Consider the following 19,867-nt stretch of genomic DNA (forward strand, 5'->3'; position numbering starts at 1 on the left):
GAGGGATCATGAGTTTACGCAAGAAATGGATCAGTGGGCCGGCCTTCGCCACCTTCAAGAAGATACTGCCGCCGCTGTCGGCTACCGAGCGCGAGGCGATGGAGGCCGGCTCGGTGTGGTGGGATGGCGAGCTGTTCTGCGGCAACCCGGACTGGTCCAAGCTGGCGGCCTATGGTCCTTCCTCCCTCACCGACGAAGAGCAGCAGTTCCTCGACAATCAGGTCGAAACCCTGCTCGCCATGCTCGATGACCACCACATCGTCAATGACGAACGCGAACTGCCCGAGCCGGTATGGGACTATATCAAGAAGGAAGGCTTCTTCTCGCTGATCATCCCCAAGTCCTACGGTGGCCGGGACTTTTCCGCCTACGCCAACTCCACCATAGTGGCCCGCATCGCCAGCCGCAGCATCAGCGCCGCCGTTACCGTCATGGTGCCGAACTCCCTGGGGCCTGGTGAGCTGCTGATGCACTACGGCACTCAGGAGCAGAAGGATCGCTGGTTGCCGGGCCTGGCCAGGGGCACTGAAGTGCCCTGTTTCGCCCTCACCGGACCGGAAGCCGGCTCCGATGCCGGCGCCATTCCCGACAGTGGCGTGCTGTGCCAGGGTGAGTACAATGGCGAGCAGGTGCTCGGTATCCGCCTCAACTGGGACAAGCGTTACATTACCCTGGCGCCGCGCGCCACCGTGCTGGGCCTGGCGTTCAAGCTCTATGATCCGGACGGCCTGCTGGGCGACCAGCCCGAACTCGGTATCACCTGCGCCCTCATCCCCACCAGCCACAAGGGGGTGGAGATCGGTGATCGACACTTCCCCATGGGCCTTGCGTTCCTCAACGGCACCACCCGGGGCAAGGATGTGTTCATCCCCCTTGACTGGATCATCGGTGGCCCCGACTATGCCGGCCGGGGTTGGCGTATGCTGGTGGAGTGTCTGTCCGCCGGCCGCGGCATTTCCCTGCCTGCACTGGGTACCGCCAGCGGTCACCTGGCGGTGCAGAGCACCAGCGCCTACGCCTATGTGCGCAAGCAGTTCGGCCTGTCCATCGGCAAGTTCGAAGGGGTGCAGGAAGCCCTGGCCCGCATCGGCGGCTTCACCTACCAGCTGGAGGCGGCCCGCCGGCTGACAACCCGCGGCCTGGATCTGAAGGAGAGCCCGGCCATCGTCACCGCCATCTCCAAATATCACATGACCGAAATGGCCCGCACCGTGATGGACGATGCCATGGACGTGCACGCGGGCAAGGCCATCCAGATGGGGCCCAAGAACTACCTGGCCCACAACTACATGGGCATTCCGGTGGCGATCACCGTGGAAGGGGCCAATATCCTGACCCGCAACCTGATGATCTTCGGCCAGGGTGCCACCCGCTGCCATCCCTATGTGCTGAAGGAGCTGGAGGCGGCGGCCAACCCGGACGAGAAGGCCGGGCTGGAGCAGTTCGACCGTTTGTTGTTCCAGCATATCGGCTTCGCCGCCGGCAACGTGTTCGGTGCCTTCTGGCAGGGGCTCACCGGTGCCCGCTTCAACGGCGCGCCGGTGTCCGGTCCCACCGCCCGCTACTACCGGCAACTGGCCCGCATGAGCAAGGCCCTGGCCCTGTGCGCCGACATGTCGATGCTGATCATGGGCGGTGACCTCAAGCGCAAGGAGATGATTTCGGCCCGCTTGGGGGATGTGCTGAGCCACCTCTACCTGGCCAGTGCTACCCTGAAGTTTTACGAGGACAACGGTCGCCTCGCCGAGGAACTGCCCTTCGTGCACTACGCGGTGGGCCGCAACCTGCACCTGATCGGCGAGGCCCTGGACGGCTTCTTCCAGAACTTCCCCAACCGTGTCGTGGCGCTGGCGCTGAAAGCGCTGATCTTCCCGCTGGGCAACCGCTACCACAAGCCCCTGGACAAGCACGCCCAGGCCATCTGCGCGCGGCTGATGACCCCGGGTGGGGTGCGTGATCGGCTGACCCAATTGTGCTATGTGCCCAAGGACAGCGAACCGGGCCTCGGCGAGGTGGAAGCAGCCTTTCTGGCCATGGTATCGGTGCGGGGCATCGAGCAGAAGCTGCTGGAGGCGCAAAAAGCCGGCAAGCTGCCGCGCAAGCTGCCCTTCGAGCAGATGCTGGAGCAGGCGAGGGGCCAGAATATTATCAGCGATACCGAAGCCCAGCGCCTGATCAAGGCCGAAGAGCTGCGCCGCCGCGCCATCGCGGTAGACAGCTTCGCCCCCGGGGTACTGAGCCGCGAAATGCCAAAAAAGTCTGACGCGGCCTGAGCCGTCGGCAGCCATCAACAACAAAGGCCGGGCAAATGCCCGGCCTTTTTATATTTCTTCCAGCTTCTGCCGCTTATTCTACGGTCAGGATCTTGCAGGTATTGGTGCTGCCGACCACTTCCATCATGTCGCCGTGGGTGAGCAGGACCAGATCGCCGGAGTTGACGTAACCGGCCTGCTTCAGGGTGGCCAGGGCCTCGCGGCAGATCTCGGCATTGCTCAGGTTGTCGTCGGGCTTGAAGTATACCGGGGTCACGCCGCGATACAGGTTGGTCCAGGCCAGGGTCTTGGCTTCCCGGGACAGGGAGAAGATCGGCAGGCCGGAGCTGATGCGGGACATCAGCAGCGGGGTGGTGCCGGACTGGGTCAGGGCCACGATGGCCTTGACGCCCTGCAGGTGGTTGGCCGCGTACATGGTGGACATGGCCACGGTTTCTTCCACCGAGGTGAAGGTGAAGTTCATGCGGTGGTTGGACACGTTGACGCTGGGGTGCTTCTCGGCGCCCAGGCACACTTCCGCCATGGCCTTCACGGTTTCGATGGGGAACTGGCCGGCGGCGGTCTCGGCGGACAGCATCACGGCGTCGGTGCCGTCCAGCACGGCGTTGGCCACGTCCATGACCTCGGCGCGGGTGGGCAGGGGCGCATTGATCATCGACTCCATCATCTGGGTGGCGGTGATCACCACCCGGTTCAGGCGGCGGGAGGTGCGGATCAGCTTCTTCTGCACACCCACCAGCTCGGGATCGCCGATTTCCACGCCCAGGTCGCCCCGGGCTACCATGACCACGTCGGAAGCCAGGATCACGTCTTCCATGGCGGCGTCGGTGGCTACCGCTTCGGCACGCTCCACCTTGGCCACCAGCTTGGCATTGCTGCCGGCGGCGCGGGCCAGTTCACGGGCAATGCGCATGTCTTCGCCGGTGCGGGGGAAGGACACGGCCAGGTAGTCGACGCCGATCTTGGCGGCGGTCTTGATGTCTTCCTTGTCCTTGTCGGTCAGGGCCGGGGCGGACAGACCACCGCCTTTCTTGTTGATGCCCTTGTTGTTGGACAGGGGGCCGGCCACGGTGACTTCGGTCAGCACCTTGTTGCCGTCCACGCTCTCGACCCGCAGCTGTACCCGGCCGTCGTCGAGCAGCAGGATGTCGCCGTTCTTGACGTCTTGCGGCAGCTCCTTGTAGTCGATGCCGACGCGTTCCTGATCGCCTGCGCCCTTGGGCAGATCCGCATCCAGCACGAACTTGTCACCGACATTGAGGTGGATCTTGCCGTCCTTGAAGGTAGACACCCGGATCTTGGGACCCTGCAGGTCGCCCAGGATGGCCACGTGCTTGCCCAGCTTCCTGGCGATTTCCCGCACCTGGTTGGCGCGGGCCATGTGATCTTCCGGGGTACCGTGGGAGAAGTTCATGCGCACCACGTTGGCGCCGGCGGCGATGATCCCTTCCAGGTTGTTGTCGCGATCGGTGGCCGGGCCCAGGGTGGTGACAATCTTGGTACGTCTTAACATAAGAGACTCCAATAGAGATGTAGATGATATAAAGAGGGGAAGTTTGAGTTGCTTTTTAAGCCTGGCAGGCTGCGAATAGGGGACGAACAACGGATGTCTGCAGACGGGAGTCTTGGGTTCGCCAATCGAGCCGTCATGGGCTCTCGGTGGGTGATGAATGGCTTGCTCACGGCCTGACGCTGCATCCTTGGTTTTGTAAATTGTTACCGATAATAACCGATGTCGGGACCAAAGTGTAGACTGGGTCACAAAAATGGCCGGTATTTGCCGGCCATTTGATCAAAATCAAAGGTGAGGGTTATCAAATCGTGAATTTTTTATCCCTTCCTTAACTTTCCTCAGGTTTTCCCGAAACTTGCTGCCGCGGCGCAGGATGAAACCGGTGGCGAGCACGTCGATCAGCACCATCTGCGCCAGGCGGGAAGCCATTGGCAGGTAGACATCGGTGTCTTCCGGCACGTCCATCGACAACACCATGGTGCACTCCCGGGCCAGGGGGGAGTCCTTGGCGGTGAGGCCGATGACGATGGCGTCGTTCTGGCGGGCGAGCTGGGCGATTTCCACCAGCGCCTTGGTACGGCCGGTGTGGGAGATCAGCACCACCACATCGCCTTCGGAGCTACTGATGCAGCTCATGCGCATCATCACCACGTCGTCGAAGCACAGCACCGGCACGTTGAAGCGGAAGAACTTGTTCATGGCGTCGTGGGCCACGGCGGAAGAGGCGCCCAGGCCGAAGAAGGACAGCTTCTTGGCCTGGGTCAGGATATCCACGCAACGGTTGACCGCCTGCGGGTCAAGACTGTGCCGGGCCGAGTCCAGGCAGGCCATGCTGGATTCGAAGATCTTGGCGGTATAGGACTCAGGGCCGTCGTCTTCCTCCACATGGCGGTTCACGTAGGGAGTGCCGTTGGCCAGGCTCTGGGCCAGATGCAGCTTGAAGTCGGGGAAACCCTTGGTGTCGAGCCGGCGGCAGAAACGATTGACGGTCGGCTCGCTCACGTCCGCCAGCTTGGCCAGGGCGGCGATGCTGGAATGGATGGCGGTTTGCGGCGAAGCCAGGATCACTTCCGCCACTTTCCTTTCAGACTTGCTGAAACTATCTATATTTTTTGTAATTTTTTCCAATGTATTCATCTGGACTACCGGGCTCGATGGGACGGGCCAGGAACAACCCTGGGCTGCGTAACATAAGTGGATACACTATACAGGACAATCGATTGCGTTAAGAGTATCCCCATACCAAAGTATGACTGAACTCTAAAAAAATTACTCGAAAGAAGAAAAATAAGCCAATAATGGTGTTGCTTAATAACAAATGAAATGAATGGGTCATTCTGTGGAGATGTAAAAAAGCCCCGCGTGCGGGGCTTTTTGCCAGGAGCTGCGGGTACTTAGAGCAGTTCGCCCCAGAGATCGTATTCGTCGGAGTGGGTGACGGTGACCTTCACCAGTTCGCCGGGTTTGAGGCCGGTCTCGCCGTTGAGGTAGACCAGGCCGTCGATTTCCGGGGCGTCGGCGCTGGAGCGGCCGATGGCACCTTCTTCGTCCACCTCGTCGATCAGTACCTCGATGACCCTGCCCACCTTCTGTGCCAGCTTGCGGGTGGAGATCTCCTGCTGCAATGCCATAAAGCGCTCGAAGCGCTCCTGTTTGACTTCTTCCGGCACCGGATCCGCCAGCTCGTTGGCACGGGCGCCTTCCACCGGGCTGTAGGTGAAGCAGCCGACTCGATCCAGCTCGGCTTGCTCGATAAAATCGAGCAGCAGCTGAAAGTCTTCCTCGGTCTCGCCCGGGAAGCCGACGATAAAGGTGGAGCGGATGGTGATCTCGGGGCAGATCTCGCGCCAGCTGCGGATGCGTTCCAGGGTGCGCTCCACCGCTCCCGGGCGCTTCATCAGTTTCAGGATACGCGGGCTGGCGTGCTGCAGCGGGATATCCAGGTAGGGCAGTATCTTGCCGTCGCGCATCAGCGGGATCAGATCGTCCACGTGCGGGTAGGGGTAGACATAGTGCAGCCGAACCCAGACGCCCATCTTGCCAAGCTCTTCGCACAGGGCCTGGATGTGGGTCTTGACCGGCATGCCATCGGCAAAGCCGGTCTTGTGCTTGACGTCCACCCCGTAGGCGGAGGTGTCCTGAGAGATCACCAGCAGCTCCTTCACCCCGGCGTCCACCAGGCGGCGGGCCTCACTCAGTACCTCGCCGATGGGACGGCTGTCCAGATCGCCGCGCATGGAGGGGATGATGCAGAAGGTGCACTTGTGATTGCAGCCTTCGGAAATCTTCAGGTAGGCGAAATGCTTGGGGGTAAGCTTGACGCCCTGCTCGGGCACCAGGCTGACGAAGGGGTTGTATTCCGGGCGCGGCACGTACTTGTGCACATGGTTCAGCACCTGCTCGTAGGAGTGGGGGCCGGTGATCTCCAGCACCTTGGGGTGTACTTCGCGAATTTGATCTTCCTTGGCGCCCAGGCAGCCGGTGACGATGACCTTGCCATTTTCGCTCAGGGCTTCGCCCACCGCCTCGAGGGATTCCTGCACGGCGCTGTCGATAAAGCCGCAAGTATTGACGATCACCAGATCGGCATCATCGTAGGAAGGCACCACGTCGTAGCCTTCGATACGCAGCTGGGTCAGGATACGCTCGGAGTCGACCAGGTTTTTCGGGCAACCGAGGGACACGAAGCCGATACGGGGGACAGACATACTCACTTGACTTGACTCACTTTGAAAGAGGATAGAAACGAAAGAGGGCGCATTTTACACCCAAGCCGGCTGATGAAAAAAGAGCCAGCAACAAAAACACCCCGGAAGGCCGGGGTGTTTTCAACTGACAAAAACTTACTTGGCGAAGTTTTCTGCCACGAAGTCCCAGTTGACCAGGGCCCAGAAGGCTTTCACATAGTCGGGACGTACGTTGCGGTAGTCGATGTAGTAGGCGTGCTCCCAGACGTCACAGGTCAGCAGCGGGGCAAGACCCTCGGTCAGCGGGCAGCCGGCGTTGGAGGTGTTGACGATGCCCACGGAGCCGTCGGCCTTCTTCACCAGCCAGGTCCAGCCGGAGCCGAAGTTGGTCACGCAGGACTTGGTGAACTCTTCCTTGAAGGCATCGAAGGAGCCGAAGGCAGCCGTGATGGCGTCGGCCAGGGCACCGGTCGGCTCGCCGCCACCGTTGGGGGACAGGCAGTGCCAGTAGAAGGTGTGGTTCCACACCTGGGCGGCGTTGTTGAAGATGCCGCCGGAAGAGGTCTTGATGATGTCTTCCAGGGATTTGCCTTCGAACTCGGTGCCGGGAACCAGGTTGTTCAGGTTGACCACATAGGTGTTGTGGTGCTTGCCGTAGTGGTATTCCAGGGTTTCCTGGGAGATATGGGGTTCCAGAGCATTTTTGGCGTAAGGCAGTGCGGGAAGTTCAAATGCCATTGTTATCTTCTCCATTTTGATTGTGCCAGCCGGGGCTGGCCGAGACATTGCTGCTTGTTGTTTTCTTTCCATGGCGGAAACGACTCCAGTCTGAGCATAGCCGCAAACCGCTAAATTGCTGAAAGGATTGTAACAGTTTGCCGGATGGCGAAACAACAACAGCTTTTGTAAGGGGATAATGCCCCGGTATTCGCTGGCAGCTTGATGACAAAGTCGTTGTCATGACTGCATAAGCCGGCCAAAGGGCCAGCCCCGCCGACACGCCGTGAATCCGTCCATGGAGGCTCCGCCGCGCCTCTGACTGCCAGGAATGGCGGGAATGCCGAACGGCTGGAGCATTTTCCGGCCCTGGCGTGGAGGGTCGGAAGCGGTTCCCTTTGTCCGCCTATTTTGGCATGGTGCCTGTCATAAGTAAGCCCAAAGCTTTGTCAGCAGCCTGCCCGGTATTCAGCGGGACTTTTATTGCCTTGCAGATACCGATTTATGTGTCCTCGCTCTTGTGACCGCAGAGGGATAAAGTAGAATAGCCTTTTTTAACGACAACGCCGTCCGAGGTGGTTATGGACACCATTGAAAAAATCAAAACCCAGATCAGCGAAAACCCCATCCTGCTGTATATGAAAGGTTCACCCAAGTTTCCCAGCTGCGGCTTTTCCGCCCAGGCCTCCCAGGCGCTGATGAACTGCGGCGAGCCTTTCGCCTATGTGGATATCCTGCAAAATCCCGATATCCGCGCCGAGCTGCCCAAGTACGCCAACTGGCCGACCTTTCCCCAGCTGTGGGTGGAAGGGGAGTTGATCGGTGGCTGCGACATCATCATCGAGATGTTCCAGCAGGGCGAACTGCAGTCTCTGATCAAGGATACCGCCACCCGCCATCCCCGCCCCGAACAGGCATAACCCAGCCCGGCGCCAGGCAGAGGCGTGAAGGGCGAAGCGTAACGATGCCGGTTGTCGGCTGATATCCGGCCGGCGCTGGCATTGTCGGCTTGGCCGCCTATATTTTCACGCCTCACGCCTCACGCCTCACGCCTCACGCCTCAGGGCCTGAAACACACTTCCAGCAGGGTGCCGCCCCCGTCAGCGGAACCGATGCGCAGGGTGCCACCCAGGCTGGCGGCCCTGTCCTGCATGATCTTGAGCCCATAGTGCTGACCCTGATCCGCGTCGGTGTCGATGCCGGTGCCGTTGTCCTCCACCGACAGGTGGATCTCGTCGTCCTGCTGCCAGACCCGGACCGCCACCTGGCTGGCGTGAGCGTGCTTGAACACATTGTGCAGGGCCTCGCGGGTGATCTGTACCAGATGAATGGTTTGGTTGGGGCTCAACCTATGGGGGGAGATACGGTACTCGAAGTCGATGGCAAAGCCCATGCGGCGGCCGAATTCGGCCAGGGTGTCGCTCAGGGCGGCATAGAGGCCCGGCTTGTCCAGCTTGAGGCGGAAGGTGGTGAGCAGCTCCCGCAACTGGCGGTAGGCGTTGTTCAGTCCTTCGCGCATCTCGTCCAGCCCCGAGGCCACTTCGGGACTGGGATTGGGCAGCTGCAGTTGCACATAGCTGACCTGCAGCTTGAGGTAGGTGAGGGCCTGGGCCAGGGAATCGTGCAGCTCGCGGGCGATGGTCGCCCTTTCCTCCATCAGTTGCAGCTGCTGGTGCTGGTGTTGGCGCCGGTCCAGGGCCAGCGCCGTGGTGAACTGATCGAAGATGCTGGCCAGCAGCTGTTGCTGTTCGTCACTCAGTGCCTGGTCCGGCGGGCAGTAGGCGAGTACCTGGCCGTAGTGGCCGCTGCCGTCCTGCAGCGGCCAGCGATAGTTGGGCTGGTCACGTGGCGCGTCGCCGTCGGAGCAGGCGGTGAGCTCGTCGAAGGCGTTGTCGTCGTCGCCTTCGTAGAGGTGGATGCAGATCTGGCGCAGGGGGGTGAGTTGCTCCAGCCGGTTCAGCAGGCCGGGCAGGCGCTGATAGAGGGGCTCCACCCCCTGCAGCTCGCGCTGGGTATCGTAGAGAGTGCTCAGGGTCTGGTTGGAGCGCACCAGGGCCCGGGTCTGCTGCTCCACCTTTTCTTCCAACTGGCCATAAAGCTCGGACAGCTGCTGGTTCATGGTGTCCATGGTGTCGGCCAACACCGCCATTTCATCGTCGCCGCCGATGCCGCTGCGGCAGGCGAAATCCCCCTGGCCCACGGCCCGGGCCACCAGCAGCAGGCGACGCAGGGGAGTGAGCAGGCGCTGGTGCAGGTAGATCACCGCCGCCACCAAAATCAGCAACATGGCCAGCATCACCATGAACTGCAGCCAGCTCTGGCGTTGCAGGCTGGCCTCGGTATTCTGCTCGAGCTGGACCACCAGACGGTCGATGGCGTCGACGAAGGCGGCTACCTGTCCGCTGACCGGTTCGCGCGCTTCGGCCTGCTGCAGGCTTATCCTGAGCTGCTGCCATTGCCGCTGCAGCTGCCGATGTTCCTGACTGAGGGCGTCACTCTCCAGCACCCGCACCAGTACCGGATCTCGCAGATCCCGTTCCAGCATCAGCAGATCGCCATCATCCTGCAGCGGGACCCGGCTGAGCAGGCGATAGCTCTGCATCCTGAGCGAGCCGGCCTTGTTGATCACATAGGCCCGGCCTTTGCTCTTGTCGGACAACCAGGCCGAGGCCGCCAGGCTGACCAGGGCCAGCAGCACCAGGGTCAGCATCAGCAGGGTGAGGCGGGTCAGCAGGGAGCGGGAGAAGGGGATCGATGACATGGCATAATGGTTCCGATAGGATTTGGCGCAGCTTACAAAGAATTGGCCAGGCCCGCCACGGGTCTGTGCCTGATGCGGGGATGATATGAAGGCGGATGTAATGGTGATCGGCGCAGGTTCGGTAGGTCTGGCCGCAGGCTACCAGTTGGCCCGGCAGGGGGCCCGGGTCGTTTTGCTGGACGAGGGGGCGCCGCCCCATGCCCTGGGCTCGCACCATGGCAGCACCCGGCTGATCCGTTATGCCTACGGCGAGGGCGCCCGCTACGTCCCCTTACTGCTGCGCGCCCGCCGGCTCTGGCAGGAGTTGGAGGCCGAGAGCGGCGAGTCGCTGCTGCTGCCCTGCGGCGTGCTGAACCTGGGGCGGGACGACAGCCCTTTTATCCGTCAGGTGGCGGCCAGCGCCCGGGAGTACGGCCTGGCGCTGGAGCAAGTAGAAAGGAACGAGATCGCCCGCCGCTGGCCCACCTGGCGACTGCCGGTGGGGCAGGCCGGTGCCTTCGAGCCAGAGGCCGGCGTGCTCTATTGCGAACGGGCGCTACTGGCCTGGCGTCGCCTGGCCGAACGGGCGGGCGCCCGGCTGCTCGAGCACAGCGCCGTGCGGGCCCTGCGTATCGACAGCGAGGGGCGGGTCATCGCCAAAACCGGCCAGGGGGAACTGGGAGCGGACAGGGCGCTGATCTGCGCCGGCCAGCATAGCGCCCGCCTGCTCGCCGGCCTGGGGCTGACGCTGCCGTTGACCCGGGTGCGCAAGACCTTCGCCTGGTACCGGGCCGACGAGCAGGCCATGGGCCCCGGCCGCTTTCCCGGTTTCTCCGCCGATCTGGCCGAAGGCATCTACTACGGCTTTCCGACCCTGGACGGCGCCGGCTTCAAGCTGGGTCGCCACGACGGTGGCCAACCCCTGGCCCCGGGCGAGCCTCTGGTGCCGTTTGGCGCTTTTGAAGAGGACAGGGCGGAGCTGGATGCCGTTGTGCAGGCGTATCTGCCGCAGGTGGGGAGTTTCATCGAGGGCAAGGCCTGTCACTATATCCGCACCCCGGATGAGGACTTTATCCTGGATCGGCATCCGGAACACGAGCAGCTGTTTTTCGCCAGCGCCTGCTCGGGCCACGGTTTCAAGTTCGCCGGCGTGCTGGGCGAGTTGTTCGCCCACTGGATGCTGGACGGCGATCCCGGCTTCGATCTGGCGCCCTTCCGCCTGACCCGGTTCGGGTAAGGGCCTGCCGAATGTATTCGACCGACCATAGCGTAGGGCCCGCCGAAGTGGGCCCTACGGCACCGAAGGCTCGTCCGTCAAAGGGGACGTTCAGGTTTCCCACTGCGCGGGAATGCAGGCGGGCCGCCTGCGCCCCGGCCGTATCGGCCAATCCCGGGCTTTATACCGCCGGGATCTGCTGGGTGATGCAGTGGATATTGCCGCCGCCGAGCAGGATCTCCCGCGCCGGCACACCCACTACTTCCAGCTCAGGGAAGATGGTCTCCAGCAGCCGTTGGGCCTCGCCGTCGGTGCGCTCGTCCAGCAGCGGGAACACCAGCCGCCGGTTGCTGATCAGGAAGTTCACGTAGGAGCCCGCCAGCCGCTCGCCGGCCAGCCGGGGTACGGCGGCGCCGCTTTGCACCCCGGCGGCTTCCTCCTCGGTCACATACAGCGGGCCGGGCTGGGGCAGCTTCCACACCTTGAGCTTGCGGCCCCTGGCGTCCTCCGCCTGCTCCAGCACCGCCAGCGCCGCCCGGCTGCGGGCATGCTGGGGATCGCTTTCATCCTCGCACCAGTGCAGCAGTACCTCGCCGGGGCGGGCGAAACAGGCCATGTTGTCGATATGGCCGTCGGTCTCGTCCATATAGACCCCTTCCGGCAGCCAGATAAAGTGGCTGACGCCCAGGGTTTCCCTCAGGTGCTGCTCTATGTCCGCCTGGCTCAGGTGGGGGTTGCGGTTGGGGTTCAGCAGGCACTCGGCGGTGGTGAGCAGGGTGCCTTCGCCGTCCACGTGGATGGAACCGCCTTCGAGCACCAGCGGGCTGGCCACCGCCGGCAGCCCGTGTACCGCCAGCATGGCCCGGGCCATGGCCTGATCCTGGTCCCAGGGGTGGTAGAGGCCGCCCTCATGGCCGCCCCAGGCGTTGAAGCGCCAGTCGATGCCGACGGCCCCGCCCTTGCCGTTCACCACCAGGGTCGGGCCCGTGTCCCGGGCCCAGGCGTCGTCGCTTTCGATGGCCACCAGCGTGACCTGGGGCGGCATCACCGTCCGGGCCTTGTCCATCTCCTTTGCCGGCACCGCCATGTAGACGGGGGTGGCGGCGGCGATGGCCTCGGCCACCCGGGCGAAGGTGGCCTGGGCCGGGGCGCCCTGCTCGCGCCAGTTGTCCGGCCGGTGCGGCCAGATCATCCACACCGCCTGCTGGGGCGCCCATTCGGCGGGCATATAAAAGCCGTTCAGCTGTTCCATCAGCGGCCTCCCGGGGTCTTGCCGTCGGAGGTCATCAGCGCCTGGTACATGGCCGGGCGGCGGTCGCGGAACAGGCCCCAGCTGATGCGGGTCTTGGCGATGGCGTCCAGATCGAAGCTGTGCACCAGCACGCACTCGGAGGTCTTGTCCGCCTGTTGCACCAGCTCGCCGAACTGGTCGGCGATAAAGGAAGAGCCGTAGAAGGTCATCTCCAGGCCGTCGATGTACTTGCTCTGCTCGGTGCCGATGCGGTTGGAGGCGATCACCGGCACCAGGTTGGCGGCGGCGTGGCCCTGCTGGGTGCGGGTCCAGTGGGGCTGGCTGTCGATCTCCGGGTAGGCGGGCTCGGAGCCGATGGCGGTGGGGAAGAAAATGAGTTCGGCGCCCATCAGCGCCAGGCTGCGGGCGGTTTCCGGGAACCACTGATCCCAGCAGATGCCCACGCCGATCTTGGCGTAGCGGGTCTGCCACACCTTGAAGCCGGTGTCGCCGGGGGTGAAGAACTGCTTCTCCTGGTAGGCCGGGCCGTTGGGAATATGGGTCTTGCGATAGACATCCAGCAGGCTGCCGTCGGCGTCGATCACCACCAGGGAGTTGTAGTGGGCGTAGCCGGCGCGCTCGAAGAAGCTGAGCGGCAGCACCACCTCCAGCTCCTGGGCCAGGGCCTGGAAGTGGCGGATCAACGGGCTGTTGTCCACTTCCTGGGCCAGGGCGAAGTGCTCGGGGCTCTGGTCGATGCAGAAATAGGGAGTTTCAAACAGTTCCTGGATCAGGATGATCTGGGCACCCTGAGCGGCGGCCTGGCGCACCAGCTGCTCGGCGCGGGCGATGTTCTCTTCTTTGTCCCAGCTGCAGGCCATCTGGGTGGCGGCCACGGTAACCATTGCCATGGTGAACTCCTTGATAATGAGGGGTTAGTGTCTGAAGCCGATAGAAAGTGTCATGCCTCTGCCAGTCGGCCAAAGGGCCAACTCCGCCGACTCGCCGTAAACCCATCCCTGGGGGCTCGACGGCGCCATCCCTGGCGCCAACGGTCGGCGGAGCAGTTCCCTTTGGCCTCTTCCCGGGACCTGGCGTTGACTGCCGAGGTGCTATCCATCAGCCATCCGAATCTTCAGGCTTCAGTGTGACTCTTGCCTTACCATCCATCAAATGAATAGTATTAATCAGTTTATTCTTATGGTGAATATTTGATGAAGCTGCACCAGCTCGATCTCAACCTGTTGCTCGCCTTCGATGCCTTGATGATCCAGCGCAACGTCACCCGGGCGGCGGAGCAGTGCTTTATCAGCCAGCCGGCCATGAGTCACGCCCTCAACCGGCTGCGCCAGTTCTTCGAAGATCCCCTGCTGGTGCGCAGTGCCACCGGCATGGTGCCCACGGCGCGGGCCGAGGCCCTGCACCGGGCGGTGCGCCAGGCCCTGGGGCTGCTGGAACAGGAACTGGGGCGGGAGGAACGCTTCGACCCCGCCACCTCCGGCCGGCGCTTTGTGCTCAGCACCACCGACTATGTGGAGTGCGTGCTGGTGCCGCCGCTGATCCGCCGGCTGAAGACGCAGGCGCCCGGGGTGCGCATCGAGATAGAAATATTGCGCGATCGCCTGCCCGAGGGGGCCCTGGCCAACGGCGAGGTGGATCTGGTGCTGGGGTTCGACGAGTACATGCAGGTGCCCGGCTCGCTGCGTACCGAAACCTGGCTGACCGAGCCGCTGGCCGGGGTGGTCAGCCGGGAACACCCCACGGTGGGGGAGCGGCTCAGTCTGGAACAGCTCACCGGCTTGCCCCATGTGTTCCACTCGCCGCTCGGTACCCGCGAGTCCATCGTCGATCGCTGGCTGGCGGGGCAGGGGCGCAAGCGCACCATCTCGGTCAACAGTCAGAGCTACATGTCGGCGGCGGCCATCGTCGGCCAGAGCGACCATCTGCTGGTGCTGCCCCGCAAGGTGGCGATGATGCTGGCCGACGCCTGGCCGCTGCGGATGGTGGCGCTGCCGGGGGACGCGCCCGCCTACCACCTCAACTGCGTCTGGCATCCGCTGCACGATCGCCAGCCGGCGCTGCAGTGGCTGCGTGTCCTGCTGCGTAGCCTGATCTGACCCGCAGGGCGCCGGTTACGCCGGGCCTGCCGTAGGGTCCGTTTCAACGGACCACCCTGCCAACGGCGTCGGGGTTCGGTCGAATAAATTCAACCCTACGACTGTGGCCCACCGGAACTCTGGGTCCGGTCGCCTGTATCAATGGGCCGTTTCACCCCCCGCACTCGGGCGCAGGTAGAGCAGCCAGTAGGTCAGTCCCACCAGCACGCCGCCGCCGATGATATTGCCGAGGGTGACCGGCAGCAGGTTGCGCAGCAGGAAGTTGGTCAGGGTCAGGTCAGTAAAATCGGCGGGCAGGGCGCCGGTCAGGGCCCAGAATTCGGGGCCGGCGAAGTTCAGGATGGCGATGGCCAGGGGCACGACAAAGAGGTTGGCGATGCTGTGCTCGAAGCCGCTGGCCACGAACATCGAGATCGGCAGCAGCATCACCAGCACCTTGTCGGTATTGCTGCGGCAGGAAAACGTCATCCACACCGCCAGGCACACCATCAGGTTGCACAGTACGCCTAAGGCCACCGCCTGCACAAAGCCGTGGTGCAGCTTGTGCCGGGCGATGATCAGGGTATTGATGCCCCAGGCGCCATCGGCGGCCAGGTGCTGGCCGGCCAGCCAGATCAGCAGCACGAACAGCAGGGCGCCGCCCAGGTTGCCCAGGTAGACGATGGCCCAATTGCGACCCAGTTGGGCCCAACTGATGCGCCGGCTGGCCCGGGCGACGGTGGTGAGCACGCTGGAGGTGAACAGCTCGCCGCCGCAGATCACCACCAGGATCAGCCCCAGGCTGAAGGCGATGCCGCCGACGAAACGGGCCATGCCCCAGGGCAGGCCGCCGGCGCCGGTGGTCACCGTGATATAGAACACGAAGGCGATGGAGATAAAGACTCCGGCGGTGATCGCCAGAATGAAAGATTGCAACGGATGCTTGGTTGCCTTGTACACCCCCACTTCCTCGGCCTTTTCGGCCATTGCCGGGGGGAGTATGGCGTCGAACGGTTGGTTATCCGGTTTCATCATGGTGACCATCGGGCTGAGAATGTTGTTTTATTCTAACCAAATGGTGGCAGGGAAGATTGATATGGATCAGCGATGGCGAGGCGGTGCCGTCCCTGGCACCGGGCGTGAGTTGTCCCTCGTTCAGAGGATGACGGCGGCCAGCCAGCCGAAGGCGATCAGCGGCAGGTTGTAGTGCAGGAAGGTGGGCACCACCGAGTCCCAGATATGGTCGTGCTGGCCATCCGCGTTCAGGCCAGAGGTCGGGCCCAGGGTCGAGTCCGAGGCCGGCGAGCCCGCATCGCCCAGGGCGCCGGCGGTGCCGATGATGGCGACCGTGGCCAGCGGCGAAAAGCCGAGCGCGATGCACAGGGGCACGTAGATGGGCGCGATGATCGGAATGGTGGAAAAGGACGAACCGATGCCCATGGTGATCAGCAGGCCCACCACCAGCATCAACAGGGCGGCCAGGGATTTGTTATCCCCGATCAGCATGTCCACCGTTTGTACCAGCGAGCTCACGCCGTCGGTGGCCTTGATCACGGCGGCGAAGCCGGCGGCGGCAATCATGATAAAACCGATCAGCGACATCATCTTCACCCCCTGGGTGAAGGCGTCCTGGCTTTCCCTGAACTTGATCACTCCGCCCAGGGTGAAGATGATAAAGCCGGCCATGGCGCCGAGGATGATGGAGTCGCTGTAGAGCTGCAGGCCCAGGGCCACGACGATGGCCACCAGGGCGATGGCCACATGCACATAGTTGATGCGGACATGCTCGGGCTCCACCGCCACTATCTTGTCTTCGTCGTAGTCGCGGGGCCGGCGGTAACTGATGAACAGCGCCACCAGCAGGCCGAGCAGCATGCCGCCCACGGGAATGGCCATGGCGGTGGGCAGCATGGCCTTGTCGGCCGCCACCCCGTTTTCCACCAGGTTGGCCAGCAGGATGTTGTTGAGGAAGATGCCGCCAAAGCCGATCGGCAGCAGCATGTAGGTGGCGGTCAGGCCGAAGGTCAGCACGCAGGCCACGGCGCGTCTGTCCAGCCGGAGCCGGGCCATCACGTGCAGCAGCGGCGGGATCAGGATGGGGATGAAGGCGATGTGCACCGGGATCAGGTTCTGCGAGGAAATGGCCACCAGCAGGATGGCGGCGAGCAGCAGCGCCTTGACCCACAGCAGGCGGCCGGGGCTGGCCTCCTGGCCCAGGGTGCGGATCACCTTGAGCGCGAGCAGGTCGGTGATGCCGGAGCGGGCGATGGCCACGGCAAAGGCGCCCAGCATGGCATAACTCAGGGCGATGGTGGCACCGCCCCCCAGGCCGCCGGCGAAGATATCGACCGCCTCGGTCAGGGGCAGGCCGGCGACCATGCCGCCCACCAGGGCGCTGAGGGTGAGGGCCACCACCACGTTGATGCGCATCAGGCTCAGGGCCAGCATCAGGCAGACGGCAACGACAACAGGATTCATGGACTGTCCTTACAGGATTTGGTGAACGGAAAAGCGAAGGGGGCTAGTTTGCAAATTCAGCCCGGGATGTCGAGCATTATTTGGCTCAGCATCGTCTTCTGTTGCCGATCCTGCTACCTGGAGCCATTTGTACAGAGAATTGGCATCATTCCATCCGCCGGTGTCATGGGCACTGCCGCAACTTTACACAACCGGCCCGCGCGCCCTTGGGTTTGCCGCTGGTCGCCCATATACTGTGTAGTCGAACTGCGTGGTTTCCTGGAAACCCATTATTGTAAACACCAAGGAGATAGACATGAGCGTATTGGTAGGCCGCCCGGCCCCCGACTTTACTGCTGCAGCTGTACTGGGTAATGGCGAAATCGTTGATAACTTCAACCTGAAAGAGTTCACCGAGGGCAAAGCCGCCGTGGTGTTCTTCTACCCGCTGGACTTCACCTTCGTGTGCCCGTCCGAGCTGATTGCCTTCGATCGCCGTTTTGAAGAGTTCCAGAAGCGTGGCGTGGAAGTGATCGGCGTGTCCATCGACTCCCAGTTCAGCCATAACGCCTGGCGCAACACTCCGGTGGACAAGGGCGGTATCGGCCAGGTGAAATACCCGCTGGTCGCCGACGTCAAGCACGAGATCTGCAAGGCCTACGACGTGGAGCACCCGGAAGCCGGTGTCGCCTTCCGCGGCTCCTTCCTGATCGACGCCAACGGGGTGGTGCGTCACCAGGTGGTGAACGATCTGCCGCTGGGCCGCAATATCGACGAAATGCTGCGTATGGTCGATGCCCTGCAATTCCACGAAGAGCACGGCGAAGTGTGTCCGGCCCAGTGGGAAAAGGGCAAGCAAGGCATGCAGGCCTCTGCGGACGGCGTGGCCAAGTACCTGGCGGAGCACGCCGAGGGCCTGTAATACTCCCTACTGCGTTTATCGCCTCAGAATGCCGGCACGGGATGCCGGCATTTTTTTATTGTGGGAAACAGTCATTGATGCAATGACCGGGATGAAAGGCCGGGACCTGTCAGGCGGTAGTGCTTTCCCGTAACAGGTTCAGCATGGCTTGTGCATGTTCGTTGGCTTCCCGCCCCAGCTCGGTGAGATAGCCGCCGTCCCGCAGGGTGATCAGGCCCTTGTCGTGCAGCCGGGCGGCGGCGGCAATTACCGCCGGATCCGCATCGTGATGCACCTTGATGCCTTGCTGGGTGGTGTCGAGATCGAAATGCAGCAACAGGTTCAACTCGTCCATCAATGCCTGGTTGTAACGCATAAATGCTCCTCAGGGGAGGGTGGGTGACTCCCGGACCTTAGCCTGTTCCGCCGCCGCGGGTTGGGTGCTGGCTCACAAATCCGGTTTCAGGGAGTCGATTTTGTCTCTTGCATCACGTCGGCGGCTTACCGATGATGTCCCTTTGCCGACCAACCGAGAAGGACTCAGCCGCGCATGACCGCCATCCACATCAGAGACGCCCGTTTCGCCATCAGCGAACGTCATCGTTTGACCATCCGCCACCTCGAGCTCGAGGCGGGGCAGTGCTGGAGCTTCGTCGGCGCCAACGGCAGCGGCAAGACCGCCCTGGCCCGGGCCCTGGCCGGCGAACTCAGGCTGCTGGAAGGCGAGGCCGACAACGGTTTCGGACGCATCGAGTGGGTGTCGTTCGAACAGCTTCAGCAACTGGCCGACCGGGAGCGGGATGAGGACGAGAGCGATCTGCTCGACTACGAGGATCAGGGCCACAGCGCCCGCCAGATCATCCTGGAGGGGGGCGGCGACGAGGCGCGGCTGGCGTCGCTGGCCGAGCGCTTCGGCATCGGCGGACTGCTGGAGCGCGGCTTCAAGTACCTCTCCACCGGGGAAACCCGCAAGGTGCTGCTGTGCCGCGCCCTGCTGCGGGAGCCGGCGCTGCTGATCCTGGACGAGCCTTTCGACGGCCTGGACGTGACCGCCCATGCCGGCCTGATGCGGCTGCTGGAAGAGCTGGTGGCGGCGGGACAGAGCCTGGTGCTGATCCTCAACCGCTTCGAGGAGATCCCCGACTTTGCCGACCGGCTCGGCCTGGTGGCGGAATGCGAACTGGGCCTGGCCGGCCCTCGTGCCGAGGTGGCGGCCTCGGCCGAGCTGCTGCAACTGACCCACCTGGCGGCCATGGAGCAGGCGGGCCAGCGCCTGCCGCCGGCAGATCCGGACGCGGTACGGCGGACGCTGGACGAGCAGGGACCGCGCATCCTGATGCGGGACATCAAGGTCGGCTACGGTGACAAGCGCATCCTCGACGGCCTGAACTGGCAGGTCAACCCGGGCGAGCACTGGCAGATCGTCGGTCCCAACGGCGCCGGCAAGTCCACCCTGCTGAGCCTGGTCACCGGTGACCATCCCCAGGGCTACAGCAACGATCTCACCCTGTTCGGCCGTCGCCGGGGCAGTGGCGAAAGCATCTGGGACATCAAGCAGCACATCGGCTACGTCAGCACCAGCATGCAGCAGGACTACCGGGTCACGGCCACGCCCCGCTCGGTGATCCTGTCCGGCTTCTTCGACTCCATCGGCGTCTACCGGCAGCCCGGCGACCGCCAACTGGCCCTGGCCGAGCAGTGGCTGGTGCTGCTCGGCCTGGAGCGGCTCGCCAACGAGCCCTTCCGCAACCTGTCCTACGGCCAGCAGCGGCTGCTGCTGATCGCCCGGGCCATGGTCAAGCACCCGCCCATCCTGATCCTGGACGAACCCCTGCAGGGGCTGGATACCTTCAATCGCCACTGGGTCAAGCGCTGGATCGATCTGCTGGTGGCGGAGGGCGGCACCCAGCTGTTGTTCGTGTCCCACCACCAAGAAGATGCCCCGGCCTGTATCAGCCACCGGCTGAGCTTTATCCCCGAGGGCGAGGGCCATATTTATCGCAGCGAGGCGCTTCAAGGGACTTGACCGCAATCCC

General features: G+C 63.3%; 16 protein-coding genes. 6 read left to right on the forward strand and 10 right to left on the reverse strand.

All coding sequences use genetic code 11. The features are described 5' to 3' along the window. Nucleotides 1-8: 8 nt before the first annotated feature. A complete protein-coding gene (locus tag ACT7DK_RS08500; RefSeq protein WP_445398203.1) occupies nucleotides 9-2,273 on the forward strand; it encodes an acyl-CoA dehydrogenase in 2,265 nt (754 codons plus the stop codon). Nucleotides 2,274-2,346: 73 nt separating this feature from the next. Here the strand turns inward: ACT7DK_RS08500 and pyk are convergent, their stop codons facing one another. From pyk to sodB, 4 genes are all read right to left on the reverse strand, one after another. Next, on the reverse strand, nucleotides 2,347-3,786 hold the full coding sequence (pyk, locus tag ACT7DK_RS08505; RefSeq protein WP_445398205.1) for a pyruvate kinase: 1,440 nt from the start codon (nucleotides 3,784-3,786) through the stop codon (nucleotides 2,347-2,349). Between the two features lie 285 nt (nucleotides 3,787-4,071). Next, complete coding sequence (locus ACT7DK_RS08510) at nucleotides 4,072-4,923, reverse strand: MurR/RpiR family transcriptional regulator (protein WP_445398207.1); 852 nt, start codon at nucleotides 4,921-4,923, stop codon at nucleotides 4,072-4,074. A 257-nt stretch (nucleotides 4,924-5,180) separates the two neighbouring features. Next, on the reverse strand, nucleotides 5,181-6,494 hold the full coding sequence (gene rimO / locus ACT7DK_RS08515; RefSeq protein ID WP_445402308.1) for a 30S ribosomal protein S12 methylthiotransferase RimO: 1,314 nt from the start codon (nucleotides 6,492-6,494) through the stop codon (nucleotides 5,181-5,183). Between the two features lie 135 nt (nucleotides 6,495-6,629). Continuing rightward, a complete protein-coding gene (sodB, locus tag ACT7DK_RS08520; RefSeq protein WP_445398209.1) occupies nucleotides 6,630-7,211 on the reverse strand; it encodes a superoxide dismutase [Fe] in 582 nt (193 codons plus the stop codon). Nucleotides 7,212-7,771: 560 nt separating this feature from the next. On the opposite strand from sodB, the gene ACT7DK_RS08525 reads away from it, so the two are divergent. Next, nucleotides 7,772-8,110, forward strand: a complete 339-nt coding sequence (locus ACT7DK_RS08525) for a Grx4 family monothiol glutaredoxin (protein ID WP_445398211.1) — start codon at nucleotides 7,772-7,774, stop codon at nucleotides 8,108-8,110. Nucleotides 8,111-8,250: 140 nt separating this feature from the next. On the opposite strand, the gene ACT7DK_RS08530 is transcribed toward ACT7DK_RS08525, so the two are convergent. Beyond that, entirely contained in the window at nucleotides 8,251-9,951 is a 1,701-nt protein-coding gene (locus tag ACT7DK_RS08530; protein WP_445398213.1) for a histidine kinase, read from the reverse strand. A gap of 85 nt (nucleotides 9,952-10,036) precedes the next feature. Between ACT7DK_RS08530 and solA the strand changes: the two genes are divergently transcribed. After that, the gene (gene solA, locus ACT7DK_RS08535; protein WP_445398215.1) at nucleotides 10,037-11,167 is read left to right on the forward strand and encodes an N-methyl-L-tryptophan oxidase; all 1,131 of its coding nucleotides are present in this window, start codon (nucleotides 10,037-10,039) and stop codon (nucleotides 11,165-11,167) included. Nucleotides 11,168-11,327: 160 nt separating this feature from the next. Here the strand turns inward: solA and aguA are convergent, their stop codons facing one another. After that, nucleotides 11,328-12,398, reverse strand: coding sequence for an agmatine deiminase (aguA, locus tag ACT7DK_RS08540; RefSeq protein ID WP_445398217.1), 1,071 nt, complete (start codon nucleotides 12,396-12,398; stop codon nucleotides 11,328-11,330). Next, nucleotides 12,398-13,288 (reverse strand): N-carbamoylputrescine amidase, encoded by an 891-nt coding sequence (gene aguB, locus ACT7DK_RS08545; RefSeq protein WP_445398219.1) that lies wholly within the window; start codon nucleotides 13,286-13,288, stop codon nucleotides 12,398-12,400. Before aguB ends, aguA begins: the two co-directional genes overlap by 1 nt. 303 nt (nucleotides 13,289-13,591) lie before the next feature. Here aguB and ACT7DK_RS08550 point away from each other — a divergent pair, with 303 nt between their 5' ends. Then, nucleotides 13,592-14,494, forward strand: a complete 903-nt coding sequence (locus ACT7DK_RS08550) for a LysR family transcriptional regulator (RefSeq protein ID WP_445398221.1) — start codon at nucleotides 13,592-13,594, stop codon at nucleotides 14,492-14,494. A 138-nt stretch (nucleotides 14,495-14,632) separates the two neighbouring features. Here ACT7DK_RS08550 and focA read toward each other — a convergent pair whose 3' ends face one another. Together focA and ACT7DK_RS08560 are read right to left on the reverse strand one after the other, a co-directional pair. After that, the gene (focA, locus tag ACT7DK_RS08555; protein ID WP_445398223.1) at nucleotides 14,633-15,508 is read right to left on the reverse strand and encodes a formate transporter FocA; all 876 of its coding nucleotides are present in this window, start codon (nucleotides 15,506-15,508) and stop codon (nucleotides 14,633-14,635) included. Between the two features lie 120 nt (nucleotides 15,509-15,628). Then, nucleotides 15,629-16,951 (reverse strand): Na+/H+ antiporter family protein, encoded by a 1,323-nt coding sequence (locus ACT7DK_RS08560; RefSeq protein WP_445398225.1) that lies wholly within the window; start codon nucleotides 16,949-16,951, stop codon nucleotides 15,629-15,631. 295 nt (nucleotides 16,952-17,246) lie between these two features. Between ACT7DK_RS08560 and ACT7DK_RS08565 the strand changes: the two genes are divergently transcribed. After that, the gene (locus ACT7DK_RS08565) at nucleotides 17,247-17,852 is read left to right on the forward strand and encodes a peroxiredoxin C (protein ID WP_445398227.1); all 606 of its coding nucleotides are present in this window, start codon (nucleotides 17,247-17,249) and stop codon (nucleotides 17,850-17,852) included. Nucleotides 17,853-17,961: 109 nt separating this feature from the next. Here the strand turns inward: ACT7DK_RS08565 and ACT7DK_RS08570 are convergent, their stop codons facing one another. After that, nucleotides 17,962-18,207, reverse strand: coding sequence for a TIGR02647 family protein (locus ACT7DK_RS08570; protein ID WP_445398229.1), 246 nt, complete (start codon nucleotides 18,205-18,207; stop codon nucleotides 17,962-17,964). A 174-nt stretch (nucleotides 18,208-18,381) separates the two neighbouring features. On the opposite strand from ACT7DK_RS08570, the gene modF reads away from it, so the two are divergent. Then, a complete protein-coding gene (gene modF / locus ACT7DK_RS08575; protein WP_445398231.1) occupies nucleotides 18,382-19,857 on the forward strand; it encodes a molybdate ABC transporter ATP-binding protein ModF in 1,476 nt (491 codons plus the stop codon). Nucleotides 19,858-19,867 lie beyond the last annotated feature (10 nt).

The sequence above is a fragment of the Zobellella sp. An-6 genome (assembly GCF_052487945.1).